The 19,392-nt window shown below is 74.2% G+C and carries 16 protein-coding genes; 9 read left to right on the top strand and 7 right to left on the bottom strand.

Annotated elements, in window-relative coordinates; all coding sequences use genetic code 11:
• Positions 1-261: 261 nt before the first annotated feature.
• Positions 262-4,122, bottom strand: coding sequence for a phosphodiester glycosidase family protein (locus ACFRMQ_RS02850; protein ID WP_380726196.1), 3,861 nt, complete (start codon positions 4,120-4,122; stop codon positions 262-264).
• Positions 4,123-4,408: 286 nt separating this feature from the next.
• Between ACFRMQ_RS02850 and ACFRMQ_RS02845 the strand changes: the two genes are divergently transcribed.
• Entirely contained in the window at positions 4,409-5,218 is an 810-nt protein-coding gene (locus ACFRMQ_RS02845) for a MerR family transcriptional regulator (RefSeq protein WP_380726194.1), read from the top strand.
• A gap of 71 nt (positions 5,219-5,289) precedes the next feature.
• Here ACFRMQ_RS02845 and ACFRMQ_RS02840 read toward each other — a convergent pair whose 3' ends face one another.
• The 5 genes from ACFRMQ_RS02840 to ACFRMQ_RS02820 all read right to left on the bottom strand — a co-directional run bounded on the left by ACFRMQ_RS02840 (position 5,290) and on the right by ACFRMQ_RS02820 (position 11,642).
• Complete coding sequence (locus ACFRMQ_RS02840) at positions 5,290-6,489, bottom strand: MFS transporter (protein WP_380726192.1); 1,200 nt, start codon at positions 6,487-6,489, stop codon at positions 5,290-5,292.
• 93 nt (positions 6,490-6,582) lie between these two features.
• Positions 6,583-7,818, bottom strand: a complete 1,236-nt coding sequence (locus ACFRMQ_RS02835) for an acyltransferase family protein (protein ID WP_380726190.1) — start codon at positions 7,816-7,818, stop codon at positions 6,583-6,585.
• 87 nt (positions 7,819-7,905) lie between these two features.
• Positions 7,906-9,537: an FAD-binding oxidoreductase gene (locus tag ACFRMQ_RS02830; RefSeq protein ID WP_380726188.1), complete on the bottom strand. Its 1,632-nt coding sequence runs from the start codon at positions 9,535-9,537 to the stop codon at positions 7,906-7,908.
• Between the two features lie 198 nt (positions 9,538-9,735).
• Positions 9,736-10,506: a hypothetical protein gene (locus ACFRMQ_RS02825; RefSeq protein WP_380726186.1), complete on the bottom strand. Its 771-nt coding sequence runs from the start codon at positions 10,504-10,506 to the stop codon at positions 9,736-9,738.
• A 32-nt stretch (positions 10,507-10,538) separates the two neighbouring features.
• Positions 10,539-11,642: a VOC family protein gene (locus ACFRMQ_RS02820; protein WP_380726184.1), complete on the bottom strand. Its 1,104-nt coding sequence runs from the start codon at positions 11,640-11,642 to the stop codon at positions 10,539-10,541.
• 627 nt (positions 11,643-12,269) lie between these two features.
• On the opposite strand from ACFRMQ_RS02820, the gene ACFRMQ_RS02815 reads away from it, so the two are divergent.
• The 6 genes from ACFRMQ_RS02815 to ACFRMQ_RS02790 all read left to right on the top strand — a co-directional run bounded on the left by ACFRMQ_RS02815 (position 12,270) and on the right by ACFRMQ_RS02790 (position 17,044).
• Positions 12,270-12,713, top strand: coding sequence for a MarR family winged helix-turn-helix transcriptional regulator (locus tag ACFRMQ_RS02815; protein WP_380726182.1), 444 nt, complete (start codon positions 12,270-12,272; stop codon positions 12,711-12,713).
• Between the two features lie 362 nt (positions 12,714-13,075).
• The gene (locus tag ACFRMQ_RS02810; protein ID WP_380726180.1) at positions 13,076-14,335 is read left to right on the top strand and encodes a sedoheptulose 7-phosphate cyclase; all 1,260 of its coding nucleotides are present in this window, start codon (positions 13,076-13,078) and stop codon (positions 14,333-14,335) included.
• Entirely contained in the window at positions 14,332-15,129 is a 798-nt protein-coding gene (locus ACFRMQ_RS02805; protein ID WP_380726178.1) for a cupin domain-containing protein, read from the top strand. Before ACFRMQ_RS02810 ends, ACFRMQ_RS02805 begins: the two co-directional genes overlap by 4 nt.
• The gene (locus ACFRMQ_RS02800; protein ID WP_380726176.1) at positions 15,126-15,521 is read left to right on the top strand and encodes a cupin domain-containing protein; all 396 of its coding nucleotides are present in this window, start codon (positions 15,126-15,128) and stop codon (positions 15,519-15,521) included. Before ACFRMQ_RS02805 ends, ACFRMQ_RS02800 begins: the two co-directional genes overlap by 4 nt.
• Positions 15,522-15,556: 35 nt before the next feature.
• Positions 15,557-16,477 (top strand): NADP-dependent oxidoreductase, encoded by a 921-nt coding sequence (locus tag ACFRMQ_RS02795; RefSeq protein ID WP_380726174.1) that lies wholly within the window; start codon positions 15,557-15,559, stop codon positions 16,475-16,477.
• 72 nt (positions 16,478-16,549) lie between these two features.
• Positions 16,550-17,044 (top strand): MarR family winged helix-turn-helix transcriptional regulator, encoded by a 495-nt coding sequence (locus ACFRMQ_RS02790; protein WP_380726172.1) that lies wholly within the window; start codon positions 16,550-16,552, stop codon positions 17,042-17,044.
• A 255-nt stretch (positions 17,045-17,299) separates the two neighbouring features.
• On the opposite strand, the gene ACFRMQ_RS02785 is transcribed toward ACFRMQ_RS02790, so the two are convergent.
• Positions 17,300-17,911, bottom strand: coding sequence for a TetR/AcrR family transcriptional regulator (locus tag ACFRMQ_RS02785; protein WP_380726170.1), 612 nt, complete (start codon positions 17,909-17,911; stop codon positions 17,300-17,302).
• An 82-nt stretch (positions 17,912-17,993) separates the two neighbouring features.
• Between ACFRMQ_RS02785 and ACFRMQ_RS02780 the strand changes: the two genes are divergently transcribed.
• Both ACFRMQ_RS02780 and ACFRMQ_RS02775 read left to right on the top strand, forming a co-directional pair.
• Entirely contained in the window at positions 17,994-18,761 is a 768-nt protein-coding gene (locus ACFRMQ_RS02780; RefSeq protein WP_380726168.1) for an SDR family oxidoreductase, read from the top strand.
• Positions 18,762-18,856: 95 nt separating this feature from the next.
• Positions 18,857-19,195 (top strand): hypothetical protein, encoded by a 339-nt coding sequence (locus ACFRMQ_RS02775; RefSeq protein ID WP_380726166.1) that lies wholly within the window; start codon positions 18,857-18,859, stop codon positions 19,193-19,195.
• Positions 19,196-19,392 lie beyond the last annotated feature (197 nt).

Raw genomic sequence — 19,392 nt, 5'->3', positions numbered from 1 at the left:
GGCTGGGCCCCGGGCGTTCGTGGGTCCCCCTGCCGGAGCCGCTCACGCCGCCTCGCACCTGGGCGTGCCCGCCGCAGCCGGGCCACGGGCCGCAGCGGAAGCCCGCCCTCCCGGGGGCGGACCGGCGGCCGACACCATGGGTGACCCCTCGCCGACACCGAAGCCGCCGACGGTCACGGTAGGACGGGGGCGGCCAAGCCGCAGGGCCCGGACCGCGCCAAGCGGTCCGGGCCCCGACATCACGAAACTACTGATCAACCATCACATCGCGCTGCACTGACCGGACTTGGGCCCGTTCACCGTGTTCGCGAGCCCCCCGTCGACCGGCGCCGGCTTGTTGCCGGAGCAGTCCAGCGGCCCGCGCACGGTGGTGCCGGCCAGCAGGGTGGTGCCCGTGTTCAGGGCGGCGTGCAGGGGGCCGGCGACGGTGGTGCGCAGGATCGCCGTGGTGCCGGTGGTGCCGCTGACGGCGACCGGGCCGTTGACGGTGGTGTCGCTCAGCACCAGGGTGCTCGCGCCGCGCGCGGAGAGCGGGCCGTTGACGGTGGAGTCGACGGCGACCAGGGCCGCGCCGGGCTGCACCAGGACCGGGCCGTCGATGCTCGCGCCCTGGAGGCAGGTGACGCCGGAGGTGACGGCGAGCGAGGAGTGCTTGCCGCGCACGGTGGTGGTGCAGGCGGGCACCGCGCCGACGGTGAGCGGCTGTTCGGCCTTCACCCCGCCGACGGTGACGCTCAGCGTCCCGCTGCCCGGGCGCAGCCCGGTCAGGGTGGCGGTGGCCGGGTCGTAGGCGGCGACGGCGGTGCGCGGGGCGCTCGCGGCGGTGCCGATGTGCACGCCGGTGCCGCCCCACTGGGCGGTGACCGGCCAGGCGACGGGCACGGTGCGTTCGCCGTCCTGGCGGAAGGTGGCGTCGACCGGGGCGGTTTCGAGCAGGCCGAGGGCGGTGGGGGCCTTGAGGTCGACGGTGTCGGCGCGGGCCCGCGTCTCGGCGCGCAGCCAGGCGGAGGCGTCGTCGGTGACGGCGTAGGGGTCGGTGACGCGGCCGGCGGCGGGGTTGACGCCGAGCATGGTCCAGCCGGTGAAGCCGCCTCGGTCGGGTTCGGAGGCGGGGCCCTTGCCGGAGTTGCCGTTGATCAGGTGCGGGACGCCGTCGATGCTCTGGGCGTGGAAGGCGCCGACGTGGCCGGTGACCATGGCGGCGGACTTGCCGCCGGTGCGGAAGTCGGCGAGCCACTGTTCGACGAGGGCGGCTTCCTTGCGGTCGCCGAGCCGGCTGCCCTGGTCGGGCAGCGGGTCGCGGGTGGGGTGGTGTTCGAAGAGCAGCAGGCCGGTGATGTCCGGGTCCTTGGCGGCGCCGTCGAGGGCGGTGCGCAGGGTGGCGATCTGGTCGAAGCCGCCGGCGCGCAGGGTGCCGAGCGAGCTGTCGAGGGTGACGAAGCGGGTGCCCTTGACGTCGAACACCTGGGTGGTGTCGCCGAAGGCGGCCTTGAAGTTGTCGATGGTGCCGGGGCCCATGACCTCGTGGTTGCCGGGCACGTAGTGCCAGGGGATGCCGTGGCCGGTGAGCTGGTCGAACTCGTCCAGGACCTTGCGGGCGAGGGCGAAGTCGGCGGGGGCGGCCTCGTCGACGAGGTCGCCGTCGATGACGAGCAGGTCGGGCTTGGCGGCGGCGATGTCGCGCAGGGTGCGGCGGGCGGCCTGGACGATGTCGCTGTCGGGGGCGCGGGCGATGAACTGGGCGTCGGACATGACGGCGACGCGCAGCGGGCGGCCGTCGACGGTGCCGTGGGTGAGGACGACGGGGTCGGTGATCTTGGGCTGGACGGGCAGTTCGACGTCGGGGGCGACCTTGACGCGCAGGTCGGCGAGGGTGAGTGCGCCGGTGTAGGAGCGGGCGGCGCTGGTCTCCATCAGGCGGAAGCGCTGGAAGGTCAGCGGGTACTGGACGCCGGCGGGGACGGGGAACTCGACCTTGCGCCAGCCGGTCCAGGTGACCATCGGGGCGTCGAGGTTGGCGGTGACGCCGGCGGCGGTGCGGTACTGGACGCGCGGCCAGGCGCCGTTGCCGTCGCCCTCGATCCACAGGCTGAGGGAGCGGGGCTGGCCGGGCAGCACGATGCCTTCGGGGGCGATGGCGTACTGGCCGCGGGTGCCGGTGGAGTGGGTGAAGTCGTAGGCCAGGCGCAGGCCGTGGGCGCCGTCGGGGCCGGGGGCGGGGGTGAGGGAGCCGCCGGGGGCGCGGTCGTTGCCGGATTTCCAGGCGGCGGCGTCGGAGAAGTCGGCGAAGGGCTTCTCGGTCATGCCGACGGTGACGGCGACCGCGCTCTTCAGGGAGCCGACGGTGAGTTCGAGGGTGGCCGAGGTGCCGTCGGCCAGGGCCTTGAGGGCGATGGTGCCGTCGGCGGCGGTGCTCGTCTCGACGACGCCCTGGCCGCCGGTGACCTTGATGTCGGCGGCTTCGACGGGTGCGCCGTGGCCGAGCGCGTCGTAGCCGGTGACGGTGAGGCGGGCGGTGGCGCCGGCGCCGTCGAGGGCGATCGGTTCGCTGCCGGCGGTGATGCGCACCGCCGGGCCGAGCACGGTCAGGGCCAGCGTGGACTTCTCGGCGTCCTTGGCGGTGACGGCGATCTCGGCGGGGCCGGGTTCGCGTCCGGTGACGACGGCGTCCAGGCCGTGGCCCTCGACGCTCACCGTGGCGCCGGTGGCGGTGGACCAGGCGGTGGCGGGGGCCTTGGCGGTGACGGCGCCGTAGGCCTCGTCGTGGGGCAGGGCGCGGACGGTGCGGTGCAGGCCGGGGAAGAGGCGGGCGGCGGTGTCCACCGCTTCGGCGGGGCGCAGCCGGAAGCCTCTGGCCTGGCCGGAGCCGGGGGTGGAGAAGAGGCCGAGGCCGTTGGCGACGGCGCGTTCCCCGCCGTTGTCGGAGGGGTTGCTGACGGTGGCGGCCTGCTGGGCGCCGGGCAGGCGGGCGGCCATGGCGGCGGAGCCGCCGCCGTCCATGTTGAGGGCGTTGTGGGCGCCCATGTCGCGCATCAGGACGGCGAGGTCGGGGAGGTTGATGCCGGGGCTGTCGGCCTGTCGGCCGTCGATGGTGACCAGGTACATGCGGCGGTTGTCGGCGGAGAAGCCGACGGCGGTGCGGGCGTTGGGCTCGTTGGCGTCGTTCTCGCCGGAGCGCTGGGCGACGCCGTCGGCGACGAGGACCTGGTAGCCGCCGACGGCGACGGCGACCTCGCCGAAGGAGGCGCGCGGGCGGTAGCCGACGGTGACCCGGTCGCCGGGCTTGAGGGCGCGCAGGGCGCGGGCGCCGGCTTCGCGGCCGGTCAGGACGGTGGTGCCTTCGGGGACGGCGGCGCCGAGGTTCTGGCGCACCTCGGTGACCGTGCCGTCGCGCAGTTCGACCTCGGTGACGTCGGTGGAGCCGCCCGCGACGTGGGCGCGGGTGGCGTCGCCCCAGGCGGGGGTGAACACGCCGACGCCGTCGGCGGGCAGGCCGTAGGTGTTGACGCCGCTGAGGGCGATCTCCTGGCCGCCGGGCAGGCCGGCGTGGCCTTCGAGGAAGACCTGGGCCATCCGGGCCAGTCCGTCGGTGCCGATGGTGACGGCCTGGTTCCAGCCCTCGACGGGGGCCTGGATCAGGCCGTCCTTGCGGGAGACGCCGACGCCGAGCGGGGCCTCGGAGGCGTTCATGTCGAAGTAGTCGCCGTTGATCGCGGCGACGGCTCCGGCGCCGTGGGCCATGTCGGTGACGGTCTGGCGGGTGGTCACCTTGCCGGAGGACAGGTAGTCGACGCTCAGGCCCTTGGTGTCGAGGTCGGCGACGAGGACCTTGCCGCGGATCCAGCCCTTGCCGCCGAGGCGGTCGAAGGAGGTCATGGTCAGGCCGGGGGCGACGGGGGTGACCTCGCGGCGGGTGACCACGGACTCCCCCGGGCGGTCCAGGACCAGGCCGGGGTCGGCGGCGCGGGCGGTGTCCTTGGCCGGGGCGGGGGCGGCCCAGGCGGGGGCGGCGAGGCCGGGCAGGCCGGCGGCCAGTGCGGTGGCCAGGGCGAGCGTGCCCAGGGCGCGGCGGCGGGCGCGGGTGCGGGCGGGCGCGGTGGCGGCTGCGGTCGGGGGTGGCATGTGGGGCTCTCCTCGTACGGCGGCGGGCTCGGGGGCGTGCGGCGGTGTGCGGGGCGCCGCGGTCGTCGTTCGCCCGCGGGCGGTGCGGCCCGGGGTGTTTTCCCCCAGGCCGCAGGCAGTCAACCGTGCACGGACGACCTCCGGTTCACGGCTCGGTGAACCGGTCCGCTCGGTGCCGCGAACAGGCCGGCCGATCCGGTGGGAACATCCGTAAAGCTGACGTACCGCCACAGAGCGGGCTTCGGCGGTTGCCCCTCCCCCAGGGGCAGGGGGCACAGTGGCGGGCGTGCCGGAAGACGTGATCACCATCGGCGAACTCGCCGCCCGCAGCAGGCTCAGCCTCAAGGCCCTGCGGCTCTACGACGAGCGGGGACTGCTGCCGCCCGCCCTGGTCGACCCGGGCAGCGGGGTGCGCCGCTACGGGCCGGCGCAGGTGGAGCGGGCCCGGCGCATCGCGCTGCTGCGCGCCGCCGGGCTGCCGCTGGCGCGGATCGCGGCGGTGCTGGACGCCGGCGCCGCGCGGGGCGAGCGGGCGCTGCTGGAGTACTGGCGGGAGCGGGAGGCCGAGCACGCGGCCCGCCGGGAGGCGGTGGGCTACGCCCGGGAGGTCCTGGCCGGCGGGAGCGCCGCCGTGTTCGAGGTCGCCGAGCGCGAGGTGCCCGAGCGGCTCGTCCTGTTCGTGCGCCGGCACGTGGACGCCGCCGCGCTGCCCGGTTTCCTCGCCGAGGCGGGCGAGTTGCTGCTGGGGCGGCTGCGGGAGGTGGGGGCGTGCCTGTCGGCGCCGCTGTTCGCGGTGTTCCACGGCCTGGTGGGCGAGGACTGCGCCGCCCTGGTCGAGGTCTGCGCCCCGACCCCGGACGCGGTCGGGCCGCACGGGCCGTTCGGGGTGCGCGTCGAGCCGGCGCACCGTGAGGCGTACACCGGGCTGGCCCGGCGGCCGGCCGCCGCGATGGCCGCCGTCCACGACGCGGTGGGGGCGTGGGTGGCCGCCCGCGGGTACCGGCGGGGCGGGCCGAACCGGGAGGTGTACCACCCGCGGTGGGCGACGGCCGGGCCGGACGAGCACGTCATGGACGTCGCCGTGCCGCTGGCCTAGGTCCCGGACAGGGCCTGGGGCCGGCCAGGGCCTGGTGTTCCCGGCCGCCCGTCACGCCCACCGGAGTGCGCTCACACCGCCGCGGGGACCCGGGGTTCGCTCGCGGCGGGCTTCGCGCGCAGCAGCCGGCTCGTGAATGCGCTCAGCACCAGCCCTCCGGCGGCCAGCGCGGCCCCGCCCACCGGCACGAGGAGCACGCTGTGCCCGCCGGAGAGGATGGCGCCGCCGAGCCAGCTGCCGAGCGCGATTCCGACGCAGAAGGCCGAGTTGTTGACGGTGAGTGCCATCGCGGCCGACGTGGGTCCCGCCGAGACGACGATCTGGGAGTTGAGTGCCGGGATGGTGGCGAAGTACGCGGCGCCGAGCACGCAGAACAGGACGGCCACCGCCCAGGTGCTCCGGGCGAGCAGGGCGAGCAGGAGCAGGGCGGCGGCGGAGGCGCCGAGGGTCGCGAGTACCGCGGTGCGCAGGTGGCGGTCGGCGGCCCGGGCCCCGATCAGGTTGCCGGCGATGCCGCCCAGGCCGTAGAGCCAGAGCAGGACGGTGACGGTGGAGGAGTCGAATCCGGCGCCCTGCGTCAGGTAGGGCGAGGCGTACGTGTACAGGGAGAACACGCCGCCCGTGCCCAGCACGATGACCAGGGCGACCAGGAGCATGGGCGCGGGAACGGCGAAGCGGCGCCGGCCGGCCGTCGTCGCGGGAGGGGCGCCGGGGGCATCGGCGGGTGCGGGCGGGGCGGTGTGGCGCAGGAGCAGCAGGGTGGACAGCAGGCTGAGCACGGCCAGCGCCCAGAACGTGGCGCGCCAGCCCCAGTTGTCGCCGACCACCGTTCCCGCCGGCACGCCGACGACGGTCGCGAGGCCGATGCCGAGCGTGACCTTGGCTCCGGACGCGGCCCGCCGGTCGGGCGGCGCCATGTCGCGCGCGGCCGCGACGAAGACGGCGATGAGGGTGGAGTGCGACAGGGCGCTGACGACCCGGCCCGCGACCAGCCACCCGAAGTCCGGGGCGAGCGCGGCGATGACGTTGCCGAGGATGAACACGCCCATCATGGCGGGCAGCAGGACCGCGCGGGGGAACCGGGCGGTGAGGACCGTCAGACAGGGGCCGGCGACCACGACGACCAGCGCGTACACGCTGATCAGCATGCCGACGGCGCTCAGGGAGACGCCGACGTGCTCGGCGATGTTCGGGAGGATTCCGGCGATGACGCTTTCCGCGGTGCCGACGCAGAAGGTGCAGAGCATCATCGCGAGGACGGGCAGGGGCATGGTGGTGCTCCTCGGAGGTCGGGCTCGGGCGACGGGCCGTGCGCGGGTGCCCATTGCCGGGACGGCCCGGCAATGGGCACGGCGCCAGGGGGGTCAGGGAGCGTCGACGGTGACGGGCTTCTCGGCGGCCTCCCGGAGCGGGGGCCGCGGTGCGGTGAGCGGGGCGGTGAGCGGGGCGCCGACGGCCTGGGCCTCCCGGGCCCGGGCGCGGGCCCGCGCCCGGCGCGACCAGGCGCGCATCGCCGGCCGTTCCACTCCCACGTACAGCAGCCAGGCCAGGAGCAGGCTCACCGCGGCGACGAGCGCCGCGACGCCGACCGCCTCGACGGCGGAGTCGGCCTCCTTGAAGCCGAGGCGTTCCTGGGTGAAGGACAGCAGTGTCTGGTGCACCAGGTAGAACGCGAAGGACACTTCCCCGAGCCACATCCACACGCGTCCTGCGAGCGCCGTTCCCGTACCGTGTGCGTCCCGGTCCGCGGTCGCCGCGATGAGCAGGGCGAACGGGGCGACGACGACCGCGTTCAGGGAGAACAGGAAGGGCACGTTCAGGCTCACCACGTAGGCGACCGCGGCGAGGGCCGTGGCGGGCAGGACGCCCAGTCCGATCCAGCGGCCGGCGAGCACGATCCGGGCCATCAGGATGCCGAGGGCGAAGTCGAGGACCCGGGTGATCGGGAAGATGTAGACGAACCACATCTGGTTGACGGAGTGGCCGTAGAGCGGCGACTTGGCGTGGTTGGGCCCGAAGGCGTCCCCCGCCGGGACGAGTTGGGCGACCACCGGGAGAAGCGCGATCGCCGCGGCGACCCCGGCGGCCCACCACCACAGCCGGCGGGCCCCGATCCGGGAGATCAGCCGGTGGAGCACCGGGAACAGCAGGTAGAAGACCAGCTCGCAGGAGATCGACCAGCTGGGGTTGTTGATGCTGAAGAACACGTCGTCGCGCGGTATCCAGGCCTGGAGCAGGAAGAAGTTGGGGACGGCCCGGTCCAGGGTCGCGGAGGCCGACGCGTACAGCACGAGGGCGAGGACGAAGGCGACGACGTGGTTGGGGTAGATCTTCGCCAGTCTGCGGCCCCAGAAGGCGGGGGCGTTGTCCTTGTCCCTGGCCGACCAGGTCAGGACGAAACCGCTGAGGACGAAGAAGAAGGTGACGCCGGCCCAGCCGCCGTTCTTCAGGGCGGCGGCGAACGGGCCGTGCCCTGCCTCGGGGGTCGAGTAGGCGTCGAGCATGGACAGATGGAAGAGGAAGACCAGGAAGGCGGCGAGGAACCGCATTCCGGTGAGGGACGGGAGGCGGGCGGCGGAGCCGGGGCCGGCCTGGGACACGAGGACCACCTGAGGACGTGGGGTGACAGCGGGCGGTGTGGTGCCGGGTCCTGTCCGGCCGATCTCGGCGGATCGGCCGGACAGGGCCTAGAGCGGGCGGATCGACTGGGCGTGCCGGAAGAACCCGGTGGGGTCCCAGGCGGCCTTGACCTTCTGCAGCCGCGGGTAGCCGGCCTTGTAGTAGAGCTCGTGCCAGGGGACGCCGGAGGTGTTCCAGGCGGGATCGCCGAGGTCGACGTCGGCGTAGTTGACGAAGCAGCCGTCGTTGGTGTCGTTGGGCACCGGCACCCCGCCGGTCGCGGCGAACATGTCGCGGTAGCACTCGCGGACCCAGCCGAGGTTGGCCGCGTCGTCGGCCTCGTCGTTCCAGAGGGAGACGACCTGGTACTTCAGTACCGAGTCGCGCTGGGGCACGGCGGTGTCGTGGGCGGCGACCTTGTTCACCGCTCCCCCGTAGGAGGCGATCATCAGCAGGGTGCTGGGGTTGCCGAAGTCGTCACGGGTCAGGTGCCGGTAGGCGGCCGCGATCTGCGCGTCGGTGTAGTTGCGCTTGGCGTAGACCGACTTGCCCTTGAACCGGACGGTGGGGTCGGGGCCGGTGAAGCCGGGCCACTGGACCGCGTGCAGCCACGCTATACGCCGGTACTGACGCACCTGCGGCTTCCCCACCCCGACCGACACCTCGTCGATGTAACGCTGGAGCAGGCGCTCGGCGCCGGGGGCGTCGGCGTCGATCAGGGAGTCGAGCACCACGGCTCCGGCCGACTTGTGGAAGGTCTTGAGCTGGCTGAACAGCGCGGTGTACGGGGAGTCGGGGGCGCTGTTGCGGGCGTGCCAGTCGCCGTGGTTCAGCATCAGCCGGGTGAACCGGGCCTCGGTCAGGTCCTGCCAGGGCCAGGCGACCTCGCTGAGCCACACCTCCCGGGGCGGGGTCGGCAGCTGGGCGGCCGGGTCCGTGCCCGTGGCGCCGGGCGACCGCAGCCAGTAGCGGGTCACGACACCGAAGTTGCCGCCGCCGCCACCGGTGTGCGCCCACCAGAGTTCCCGGTTGGGGTCGTCGGCCTCGCGCGTGGCGGTGACCACGCGTGCCTTCCTGTCGGCCCCGACCACGACGATCTCGATGCCGTACAGGTGGTCGACCGCGAGTCCGTCGCGCCGGCTCATCGAACCGTAGCCGCCGCCCTGGATGTGTCCGCCGGCCGCGACGGTGGGACAGTTACCCGCCGGGAGGTAGACGCCCCAGCCCTTGTACAGGCGCTCGTAGACACGGCCCAGGGGCACGCCGGGCTGCACGGCGAAGGCGCGCCGCCCGGGGTCGTACGAGACCTCGGTCATCTGGGACAGGTCCAGGATGATCGCGATGTCCTGGGTCGTGGTGAAGTCCTCGTAGCAGTGGCCGCCGCTGCGTACGGCCAGCCGGCGTCCGGAGTCGACCGCGTCCTGGACGGCCGCGACGACGTCCTGGGTCGTGGTGACGAGGCGGATCTGATCCGGATTGCCGACCCAGCGCTGGTTGGTGCCGCGGCGCAGGTCGGCGTAGCGGCGGTCCGCCGGGCCCACCAGGACCGGCGGGGCGGCCGGGGGCCCGCCGGCCGGCCGGGGTCCGGCCGCTTGCGCGGCACCGGCCCCGGCGACACCGGCCCCGGCGGCGCCGAGCGCGAGGGCGCCGCCCGCGGCGGCCGAGCCGGAGAGGAATTTTCGGCGGTTCAGGGTCGTCATCGATGAGTCCTCGTGATCGTGGTGTGGTGACGCCCGCCGCACCGGCTCCGGGGAGCCGGACACGACGGTGACGGCGAAGGCGCGGCCGGGGAACCGCGCGGCGCACCGGGTGCCGGCCGGGCGGCGGACGCGCGGGGAAGGAGGAGCGGGAAAGGAGGAGCGGGGAAGGCTGACACGCGGGAAAGCCGGAGGAGCGGGTCAGTCCCCGTCGGCGCCGAGGCGTACGCCGAACCAGCCGAGGGTGTCGGCGACGCGCTGCGCCTCGGCGGTGTCGAGCGCGGTCGGGCCCAGGACGACACCGCGTTCCCGGAACCGCCGCAGGGCATCGGGGGCCAGGGCGACGGCCGTGCCGGGGAACAGGCACCTCTCCGCGTAGTGGACGCTTCGGTCCGCGGTGACCGAGAAGCCGGTGGTGGACCACAGGAGGTAGGGGGCCCGGGCCCCGCGTACCGCCAGGCGGGACCAGCGCTCGGTGCCCAGGTCGCGCTCCAGGGCCGCGTACAGCAGCTGGGCCGCGGCGAGGGCGGCGAGTCCCCGCATCGCCTTGGCCTCCCAGCTTCCGGCCAGGTCGAGGTGGGCGTTCACCGCGGTGTCGATGCCCGGGAGCGAGCACTCGATCGCCACGGGGCGCGCGGGCAGCGGGACGCCCTCGGTGACCGCCGCCTCCAGCGCGGTCAGCACCGTGTCCATGGCCCGTCGGTAGCCGGCCAGGGAGAGCACGGGGCCCACCGTGGCGGCCCGGCCGCCGGCCGAGGCCGCGAGGAGGTCCGCCGGGCCGGCGCCGGGGCGCAGCGCGGGTGTTCCGGGGAGGAGGTGGCCGCGGACGCCCTCCTCGGTGCCGGTGTCCGTCCGCGGCGCCGGCGCGGAGGCCGGTGTGTGGCGGTGGTCGAGCCAGACGGCCACTCCTGCCGCGGCGGCCTTGTGGAGCGGGTCGGCGGGGCGGGCCGGTAACTGGACGAGTGTGTTCAAGGGGAACCCCCGTGATGATGTGTCCGCTTCGGTCAGGGATGGTCGTGCCAACGCAGGTCTCCGGGTGTGGCGCGCCGGGCCGTCGTCGTCGTCTCGTAGGGCAGGGACCCGTCCGGCATGTGGATCAGCTCCATCTGGATGCCGATGGCGGTGCCGAAGTACAGCCAGCGGTCTCCGGCGATCGGCCCTGCGGTGATCGTTTCCGGTTCGCCCATCAGGGTCACGCCGGGCCGGCGGCGCAGGTGGGCGGCGGCGGCGTCCACGTCGTCGACGTAGAAGGCGAGGTGGTGGCCCCCGACGTCGCTGTTGCGCGGGGGGCGCCTGTTCGCGGCGCCCGTCCCGCACTGCGAGAGTTCGCAGTTGGCCGTGGGGCCGGTGCGCAGCACCACCTGCCGGGTTCGCTCGGCTGCGGGCGGCTGGTGGCCGGCGTGGTCCGCCGGTGTGCCGTCGTCCGTCCTCTCGACGACCTCGGCGCCCAGGACGTCGGTGAAGAACGCGGTCGCCGCGTCCAGGTCGGCCACCGTGTAGCCGACGCCGTCGACGCCCAGCAGGCCCAGCGGTCCTCCGTGCCCGGCGGTGCCGGGTGGCGGCGCGGGGACGAACCGTCCTGTGGTGCGCGGTTCCTCGTGGGCGTCGGGCCGCGGGGGTCCGACCAGGGCGAGCGTCATGCCCCACGGGCTCAGGTACCACCGCCGTTCCTCCCGGGGGTGTCGGCCGTGGCCTTCCGCGGGGCCGAGTGGCGCCGCGCCGGCCGCCAGCAGCCGTTCGCCGGCGGCTGCCGGGTCCGCGACCCGCAGGGCCAGGTGGTGGCCGCCCACCTCGTTCGGTCCGGGCGGGGAGGTGACCTGACCGGGTGCCGTGTACTCGAAGAGTTCCAGGTTGCTGTACGGGCCGAGCCGGACGAGGGCGACCTGGGCCGTGGCCCTGGGGTGGACGCCCAGTTTGCGGGTCATCCAGTCACCGGACGGGTCCTCGACCGGCCCCTCCCGGTAGCAGAGTTCGCCGCCGCACACGTCGGTGAAGAAGGCGACGGCCTCGTTCAGGTCGGGCACGGTGAACGCGTAGTGGTCCACCGCCCGCGCCGTCGGCAGGCCGGCGAGCGCTGGTGCGGTCGGTGTCGTCGCGGTACTGGGCATGCGGTCCCCCCTTCGGAAGCGCGCCGGGTGCCTGTGGCCCCGCGCGGGCACAACGAATCCCCTCGGCGGGCGGCCCGGCCCCGGATGGGGGCGGCGGGCAGTCCGGCCGATGGCGACAGTAGAGGACAGTCGTTGCGTACGCAAGGAGTGTGGAGCTGGCCCTGGATGTGACCGTCCCTGAATAATGGCCCCTGAGCTGCGAGTTGATGGTCCGTAAGGCCAGATTCGGAAACGTGACGTCGGCAAGGAGCGGCCAGCTCATTGTGCGAGCATGAAAAAATCCGGCTGCCTGCGGGCTTCCCCCATTCGCGCGGGCTCGTATACTCGACCCGGCGACCGGCCTCTTCGGAGGCCGGCTCGGCGGATCGAGATGCCGGATCCGCCGGTGGCGTTCGACGGGGAGTCACAGGTGGGCGGTCCGGGTCACGGCGGCGGGAGCGACGGAGACCGGCCCGCCACCGGCGGCCGGGGCAGGCCCGGTCCCGGCACGCGCGTGTATCGTGAAGTGGCCCGCGTCCAGGAAGAGGTGGCCCAGCTCGGTGTCGGGATCCGCCCTCACCCTCCCCCGCTCCCGGAGCTGACGACGAGCCTCCCCGACACACAGAAGAGCAGAAGAAGGCAACAGCCATGCGATCGCGCAAGGAAGACAGCATCGAGCTGTGGAGCCAGTTGTCCGTGCTGGTCGCGGAGGTCGGGACCCAGCTGGACAGGAGGCTGTCCGAGGACTTCGAGCTCGGACTCACGGACTTCCTGTCCCTCCAGGCCCTGAGCGCCGGCGACCCGGCCGGCATTCGCATGAACGAGCTGGCCCAGCAGCTCGGACTCAACCAGTCGTCGGCCACCCGGGCCGTGGCGCGCCTGGAGAAGCGCGAGCTCGCGGAGCGCGTCGCCCACGAGACGGACCGCCGGGGCGTGGTCGTCCGCATCACCGAGGCCGGCCGCTCGATCGCCGCGGACATAGGCGGGCTCTTCCGCCAGGAGGTCGGCATGGCCCTCGAAGTGGCGGCCCTGGACAGCAGGACCAGTTCGGTGGTGGCCCGCTTGCGCTACGCCCCGACGCTCGACCGCTGACCCGCCCGCGAAGCCCCTGCCGTGACCGGCAGGGGCTTTGTGCTGCGCCGCGCGCGCCGGGAGCCCGGGACAGGGCGAGGAATCTCCTTGCGTGCGCATGATTCAAACTTCGCCAAACTTGCCTGATCAGCTGCCAATTCCCTTGCCTGGGCCGCGAATACATCGACTTGTTCTTGCGCGTGCAACGAACTCTGTGGCAGGGTTGGACCCAGCCGGGGGGACCGCGCCACGGACGGTGGCCAGGTCCAGCAGCAACCGAGGCCTTTGGCCTTCGCCATGCGGACGTTCATGCGCTCGTTGCCGCCCCGAATCGATCCACGACGGACAAGCCCCGAAACTCTTCGTCGAAGGACAGATCCCTGATGCAGCAGAACACCCAGACCACCCATGGCGACCACGGCCTCCTCGCGGTGGGCAGCCCGGTGACGCACTGGTCGGTGCGGACCAGCAACCCGGTCCAGTACGAGATCCGGGCCAGCGAGAACCTCCTGGACCCGAGCAACCCCACGATCCTGGAAGACGCCGTGGGCGCGACCGGCCTGCGCCGCTTCGTCGTGACGGACTCCGTGGTCGACTCCCTCTACGGCGAGCGCATCCGCGCCTACTTCGCCCACCACGGCGTCGAGCACCGGGTCCTCGTCCTGGACGACGGCGAGACCCACAAGTCGATGGACGCGGTGCTGCGCGTCGCGGAGGCCCTGGACGCCTTCGGCATCGACCGCCGCCGGGAGCCCGTGATCGCCATCGGCGGCGGCGTCCTGATGGACATCGTCGGCTTCGCGGCCAGCCTCTACCGCCGCTCCACACCGTTCATCCGGATCCCCACGACGCTGATCGGCCTGGTCGACGCGGGCGTCGGCGCGAAGACCGGCGTCAACCACAACGGGCACAAGAACCGGCTCGGCACGTACTTCCCGGCCGACCGCACCCTCCTGGACCGCACCTTCCTCACCACCCTCGACGACCGGCACATCAGCAACGGCCTCGCCGAGATCCTCAAGATCGCCCTGATCAAGGACGCCCGGCTGTTCGACCTGCTGGAGCAGCACGGCACCGACCTGCTGCGCGACCGGATGCAGAGCCCGGCGTCCGGCATCGGGCTCACGCCGGCCGACGCCCCCGTCGGCCAGCGGCTCGCCTCCCGCGGACTGCACCTCGACCCCGCGACCGAGGTGGTCGAGCACGCCATCCACGGAATGCTGGAGGAACTGCAGCCGAACCTGTGGGAGAAGGTGCTGGAGCGGGTCGTCGACTACGGCCACACCTTCAGCCCCACCATCGAGATGAACGCGCTGCCCGCCCTGCTGCACGGCGAGGCCGTGGCGGTGGACATGGCGCTCACCACCGTGATGGCCGAGCGCCGGGGCCTGGTCAGCGCCTACCAACGCGAGCGCATCCTCGGCGTGATGGACCGACTCGGCCTGCCGGCCTGGCACCCGCTGTGCAACCCGCAGGTGCTGGTGCCGGCACTGCTCGACACCGTCCGCCACCGCGACGGACAGCAGCGCCTGCCGCTGCCCGTCGGAATCGGCAGCGCCGTCTTCGTCAACGACGTCACCGAGGCCGAACTCGCCGCGGCCGCCGAGCAGCTCGCCGCGCTGTCGGTGGGAGCGCCCCGATGAGCCCGTCCGCCGCGGCCCGCACGCAGCCGTCCCCCGCACCCGCGGACCCGGCCCCGCCCGCCCCCGGCTTCTCCTCGGTCGGAACGGTCACGAACGCGGCGACGGTCCACGGCGTGCACGGCGCGGCCGGGCGCACCCACTGGAAGTGCTTCGCCGGCCGACGACAGCTCGCCTCCCCCACCGAGGCGGTCGAATGGGCGTCCATCCCCCCGGGCGGGACCAGCGGTGAGCACCGGCACACCCGGACCGAGGAGATCTACCTCGTCCTGCGCGGCCACGGGGTGTTCCTGTTCAACGGCCTGCCCCACCCCGTCTCCCCGGGCTCCCTCGCCCTGACGGCCTCGGGCAACGCGCACGGGCTGCGCAACACCTCCGACACCGACCTCGACTGGTGGGTGATCGAGACCCTCGCGCCGAACACGGGCGCCGTCCTGTCCGGAGCCGATCGCACACCGGAGGTACCCGCCATGAGCGAGATCGCCATCCACGACCTCTTCGAAGAGCGCACCGTATCGACCGAGGGCGTCTTCGACGGCCCGCTGAAGAGCATCGACATCACCGACCTCCCCGCCGGCGGACAGTGCGAACTGGGCCGGGACGACGCGGAACTGGCGGTGTTCGTGCACAGCGGCCGGGGCCTGGCCACCGCCGCGGACGGCACGGCGGCGGAGCTGGCCGCGGACACCTGCGTCACCCTCGGCGCCGGCACGACGACCACCGTCGAGGCGCACAGCGCGCTGCGGCTGCTGATCGTGACGCTCGCCGTCCCCGGGCACCTCCAGGAGACGAAGTGATCATCACGACGCTGGACGTGCCGGTCCGGACGGCGACCGGCACCGATCCCGGCGCCGGCACCGCCGACTGGCAGTGCCTGGTCCGCCGGGGCATGCTGCACAGCGAGTGCGAGGGCGTCGAACACTGGACGCTGCGCCCCGGCGCCCTCCTGGAGCTGACGCCCGGCCACGGCGTGGAGGAGGCCCTGCTCGTCCTCGACGGAGAGATCGTCGTCTCCTCGACCGCCGGCGAACGGCCGGTACGCGCCGGCCAGACGGCGCTGGTGCCGCACGGAACCGCGGGACGGATCCGGGCGGGTGACGCCCCGGTGCGCCTGCTCACCATCCGCGCGCTGGCCGCCGCCGTGGCGCACCGTCTGCCACCGCGCGTCCCCGAACTGCTCGCGCCCTGACCCCGCCCCCGAAACCCCTCGACCGAAGGAACACCATGCGCGCTGTCGTCCTCTCCGCCTACGGCGGCCCGGAACAACTCACGGTGTCACACGTTCCGGAGCCCGCCGCACCGGACGCGTCCGTTCTGCTGGTCCGCGTCGCGGCCGCCGGGGTCAACCCCGTCGACCTCCAGACGCGGACCGGACTGCACGCGGGACACAGCGCCCTCCAGCCGCCCATGATCCTCGGCTGGGACGTGGCGGGGACGGTCGTGGCCGTCGGCGACGACGTCACCGCGTTCCGGCCGGGCGACCGGGTCGTGGCGATGTCGGCGCAGATGGCGACCGGACGGGGCACGTACACCGAGATGGTGGCCCTGCCCGCGGACATCGCCGCCCCCGCCCCCGCCTCCGTCCCGCTCACCACGGCGGCGGGCCTGCCGCTGGCCGGGCTCACCGCGCAGCAGGCACTCGACGCGCTGGGCCTGCCGGAGGGCGCCACCCTGCTCGTCACCGGCGCCGTCGGCTCGGTCGGCGGGTCGGCGGTGCAACTGGCGCGGCTGCGGGGGCTGAGGGTGGTGGCGCAGGTCCGCCGGGCGGCCGACGCCGACGAGGCGCGGGCGCTGGGCGCGCACGAGGTGACCGTCGGGACGGCCGAGGCACCCCCCGCCGGCGGACCCGCCGTCGACGGGCTGCTGGAGACCGCGGGTCTGGCACAGGCGATCGGCGCGGTACGGGACGGCGGGCGCGCCGTCTCCATCGTGCCGCGCAGGCCCCCGGCCGCGGAGCGCGGCATCACGGTGACGGTGAACCACGTCGAACAGGACGGCGCGCGCCTGGCCGCCCTCACCGCGCTCGTCGACCGCGGCGCCCTGCGGCTGCGCACGGCCCGGGAGTACGGCTTCGACGACGCGGCCGAGGCCCACCGGTCGCTGGCCGGGGGCGGTGTGCGCGGCAAGCTGCTGCTCGTGCCGTGACCCGCTCGCGCGCCGATCCGTCCACCGCGCGCCGGACGGCGCGCCCGACCGAACGAACGAGGGGAGCAACCCGTGATCGAGTCGTACGACGACGCCCGTCCCGAAGCCGTCACCGACAACGGCTCCCGGCTCTGGCAGAGAGTCCTTCCCCTGTTCACCACCATCGAGTACCGGCTGGACCGCACGCTCCAGAGCCGCCATGACGTCAGCCTGGCCGCGCTCATGGCGCTCGGCGCGGTGGCCGCCGACCATCCGGAACCGGTGACGGTCGGGGCCGTGGCCCAGCGGCTGGGGGTGACGGCCTCCTCGGCGAGCCGGGTGCTCGCGCAGCTGGAGCGCGCGGGCCGGGTGAGCCGCGGCTCCTGGCCCGGCGACCGGCGCGTCAGCCGGGCACGGCTGACCGCGGCGGGCCACGACCTCTGGGAACAGGCCCGGCCCACGCTCGACCGCGAACTGGACGCGGCCTTCAACGTGCTGGCCTTCGACGAGCGGTACGCCCACATCGTGGCCCGGCTGTGCCGGGGCACCGAAGGCGCTGCACGCCAGGAGGGGCTGACCCCGTCGTGAGGAGGAGCGGGGGCCGCACGCGCGCCCGGCCGGCGGCCGGCACCGCGCCCGCCGCGTAGCGCGCGAACGGCCCGCGCCGCGCGCCCCGTTCCACCCCGCGCACCACGACGGCCTTCGCGCCGGGTCCCGTTCCCCCCGCCCGGGGTCCGGGACCGCGCGAAGGCCGCCGTGCCGTCCCGGGGAGCAGCCGGACGATCGGTCACCGGGTCCGCCCGTTCGGGACCGGACGTCGGACGACGGGCCGGCGGGCCGCGCTCACGCCCCCCTTCGCACCGGCCACGCCCCCATGGCCAGCTCGGCCACCCGCCCCAGTTCCGCCGCGCTCGCCCCGTCCCGCGCCTGCTGGGACATGCCCTGGACCACGGCCGCGAAGTAGACGGCCAGGGCACCCGGTTCGACACCCTCGGGCAGCGTCCCGGCCGCCTCGGCCTCGGTCAGCCGCTTCTCGAAGTCGCGGACGTTCGCCACCCTCCGTTCCCGCAGGTCCTGCTCGACATCGGCCGTCTGCGCCGAGCAGTTCGTCGCCGCCGTGATGACCAGGCAGCCGGCCGGGTGCAGCGGGTCCGTGTACGACACCGCGGCCTCGCGCAGCATCCTGGCGAACCCCTCGCGGGGGTCGCCCTCCCTCTCCAGCGCCTTGCCCATGAAGGCGCCGAAGGTGCCGCCGTAGCGGTCGACGACCTCCGCGAACAGGCCCCGCTTGTCGCCGAAGGCCGCGTACAGGCTGGGCGGCGAGATCCCCATGGCCCGGGTCAGGTCGGCGATGGACGTGCCCTCGTAGCCGTGTTCCCAGAAGAGCCGGGTGGCCTGCGCGAGTGCCACCTCACGGTCGAAACCTCGCGGGCGCCCCCGCTTCGTCACTGTCATACGCGAATTTTACAGCGATCGCTACGAAATGTGTGTAGGCTACTTCCATAGTCATCGCTACAGATCTACGGATGGGAACGTCATGGGTTCGCTCACGGGCAAGACGGCTCTCGTAACGGGCGGCAGCCGCGGCATCGGGCGGGCCACCGCCGAACGGCTCGGCAGGGAGGGCGCCCTGGTGGCCGTGCACTACGGGCACAACGCCGCCGCCGCGCAGGAGACGGTGGAGGCGATCCGGACGGCGGGCGGCACGGCCTTCGCCATCCGGGCCGAACTGGGCACGGACGGCGGCGCGGAGAGCCTGTGGGCCGAGTTCGACCGCCAGGTCGTCGAGCACGGCGAGGGCACCGGTCTCGACATCCTGGTGAACAACGCCGGCATCACGCCCCGCGGCCACATCGAGGAGACCACCCCCGAGGCCTTCGACGAGGTGTTCGCCGTCAACGTGCGGGCCCCGTTCTTCCTGGTCCAGCACGGGCTCAAGCGGCTGCGGGACGGCGGCCGGATCGTCAACATCTCGTCCGGGGCGACGCGCATCGCCCTGACCGACATCATCGCCTACGGCATGACCAAGGGCGCCATCGACACCTTCAGCCTCACGCTCGCCAAGGCCCTCGGCGAGCGCGGCATCACCGTCAACTCGGTGGCCCCCGGCATCGTCGACACCGACATGAACGCCTCCTGGCTGCGGGGCAACGAAGCCGCCGAGCAGTCCGCCGCGCAGCTCTCGGCGCTCGGCCGGGTCGGCCGCCCCGAGGACGTGGCCGACATCGTCGCCTTCCTGGCCTCGGACGACGCCCGCTGGGTGACGGGACAGGTCATCGACGCCACGGGCGGCTCGCAACTCTGATCCGGAGCACGGCTCGCGCCGCGGCATGCGCCACGCACGGGTGTCAACGGGGACACCCCGTCATCACGTACGACACTCCGCAGCAAGGAGGCTCCATGCACGTCGTCATCGCCTGGTGGGACGGAGATCGCTCCGCCGGAATCCCGCGCCAGGATTCCGGTGACCGGCCGGAAGCCCCCGACTCCCGCCCCGAGGAGTTCCCGGGCCTGCGGATGAGCCGCCGGCTCACCGATCCGTCGGCCGACCGGCAGGGCCTGGCCCTGCTGTGGGACAGCCCGGCCGCCGCCACGCGGTCCCTGCCGGCACTCGCCGCGACGATGTTCGGCTGCGCGCCGTCCCATCGCTGGTCCTTCGAGCTGGAGGAAGCGCTCCAGCCGAAGGCAGGCGGGCCGTTCGGGCTCCCGCAGGAGCTCAGCCTCCTGCTCCACGCCTGAACCACCGCGCTCCGCGCCCCCGGTCCCCCCTACCGGGGGCGCGGGGGTGCCCGGCGGCGGGGCCGCCCCCCGGGGCCCCCGGGGGGCGGCCCCCCGGCCGGCCCCCCCGGGGGGGTCAGACGGCGCCCCGCCCCACTACCCCCGCGGACGGGTGCCCGGTTCGCGCCTGCGGCCGGCCCCTCCCGGCATCCGCGACG

Source organism: Kitasatospora sp. NPDC056783, assembly GCF_042789895.1.
Taxonomy (GTDB): domain Bacteria; phylum Actinomycetota; class Actinomycetes; order Streptomycetales; family Streptomycetaceae; genus Kitasatospora.
This window is presented reverse-complemented; position numbering and strand designations above follow the sequence as displayed.

Excerpts from the sequence above, each read along its gene's own strand:
- ACFRMQ_RS02850 (WP_380726196.1), bottom strand. The coding sequence starts at position 4,122 with ATGCCACCCCCGACCGCAGCCGCCACCGCGCCCGCCCGCACCCGCGCC.
- ACFRMQ_RS02840 (WP_380726192.1), bottom strand. The coding sequence starts at position 6,489 with ATGCCCCTGCCCGTCCTCGCGATGATGCTCTGCACCTTCTGCGTCGGC.
- ACFRMQ_RS02830 (WP_380726188.1), bottom strand. The coding sequence starts at position 9,537 with ATGACGACCCTGAACCGCCGAAAATTCCTCTCCGGCTCGGCCGCCGCG.
- ACFRMQ_RS02820 (WP_380726184.1), bottom strand. The coding sequence starts at position 11,642 with ATGCCCAGTACCGCGACGACACCGACCGCACCAGCGCTCGCCGGCCTG.
- ACFRMQ_RS02815 (WP_380726182.1), top strand. The coding sequence starts at position 12,270 with ATGCGATCGCGCAAGGAAGACAGCATCGAGCTGTGGAGCCAGTTGTCC.
- ACFRMQ_RS02810 (WP_380726180.1), top strand. The coding sequence starts at position 13,076 with ATGCAGCAGAACACCCAGACCACCCATGGCGACCACGGCCTCCTCGCG.
- ACFRMQ_RS02805 (WP_380726178.1), top strand. The coding sequence starts at position 14,332 with ATGAGCCCGTCCGCCGCGGCCCGCACGCAGCCGTCCCCCGCACCCGCG.
- ACFRMQ_RS02795 (WP_380726174.1), top strand. The coding sequence starts at position 15,557 with ATGCGCGCTGTCGTCCTCTCCGCCTACGGCGGCCCGGAACAACTCACG.
- ACFRMQ_RS02785 (WP_380726170.1), bottom strand. The coding sequence starts at position 17,911 with ATGACAGTGACGAAGCGGGGGCGCCCGCGAGGTTTCGACCGTGAGGTG.
- ACFRMQ_RS02780 (WP_380726168.1), top strand. The coding sequence starts at position 17,994 with ATGGGTTCGCTCACGGGCAAGACGGCTCTCGTAACGGGCGGCAGCCGC.
- ACFRMQ_RS02775 (WP_380726166.1), top strand. The coding sequence starts at position 18,857 with ATGCACGTCGTCATCGCCTGGTGGGACGGAGATCGCTCCGCCGGAATC.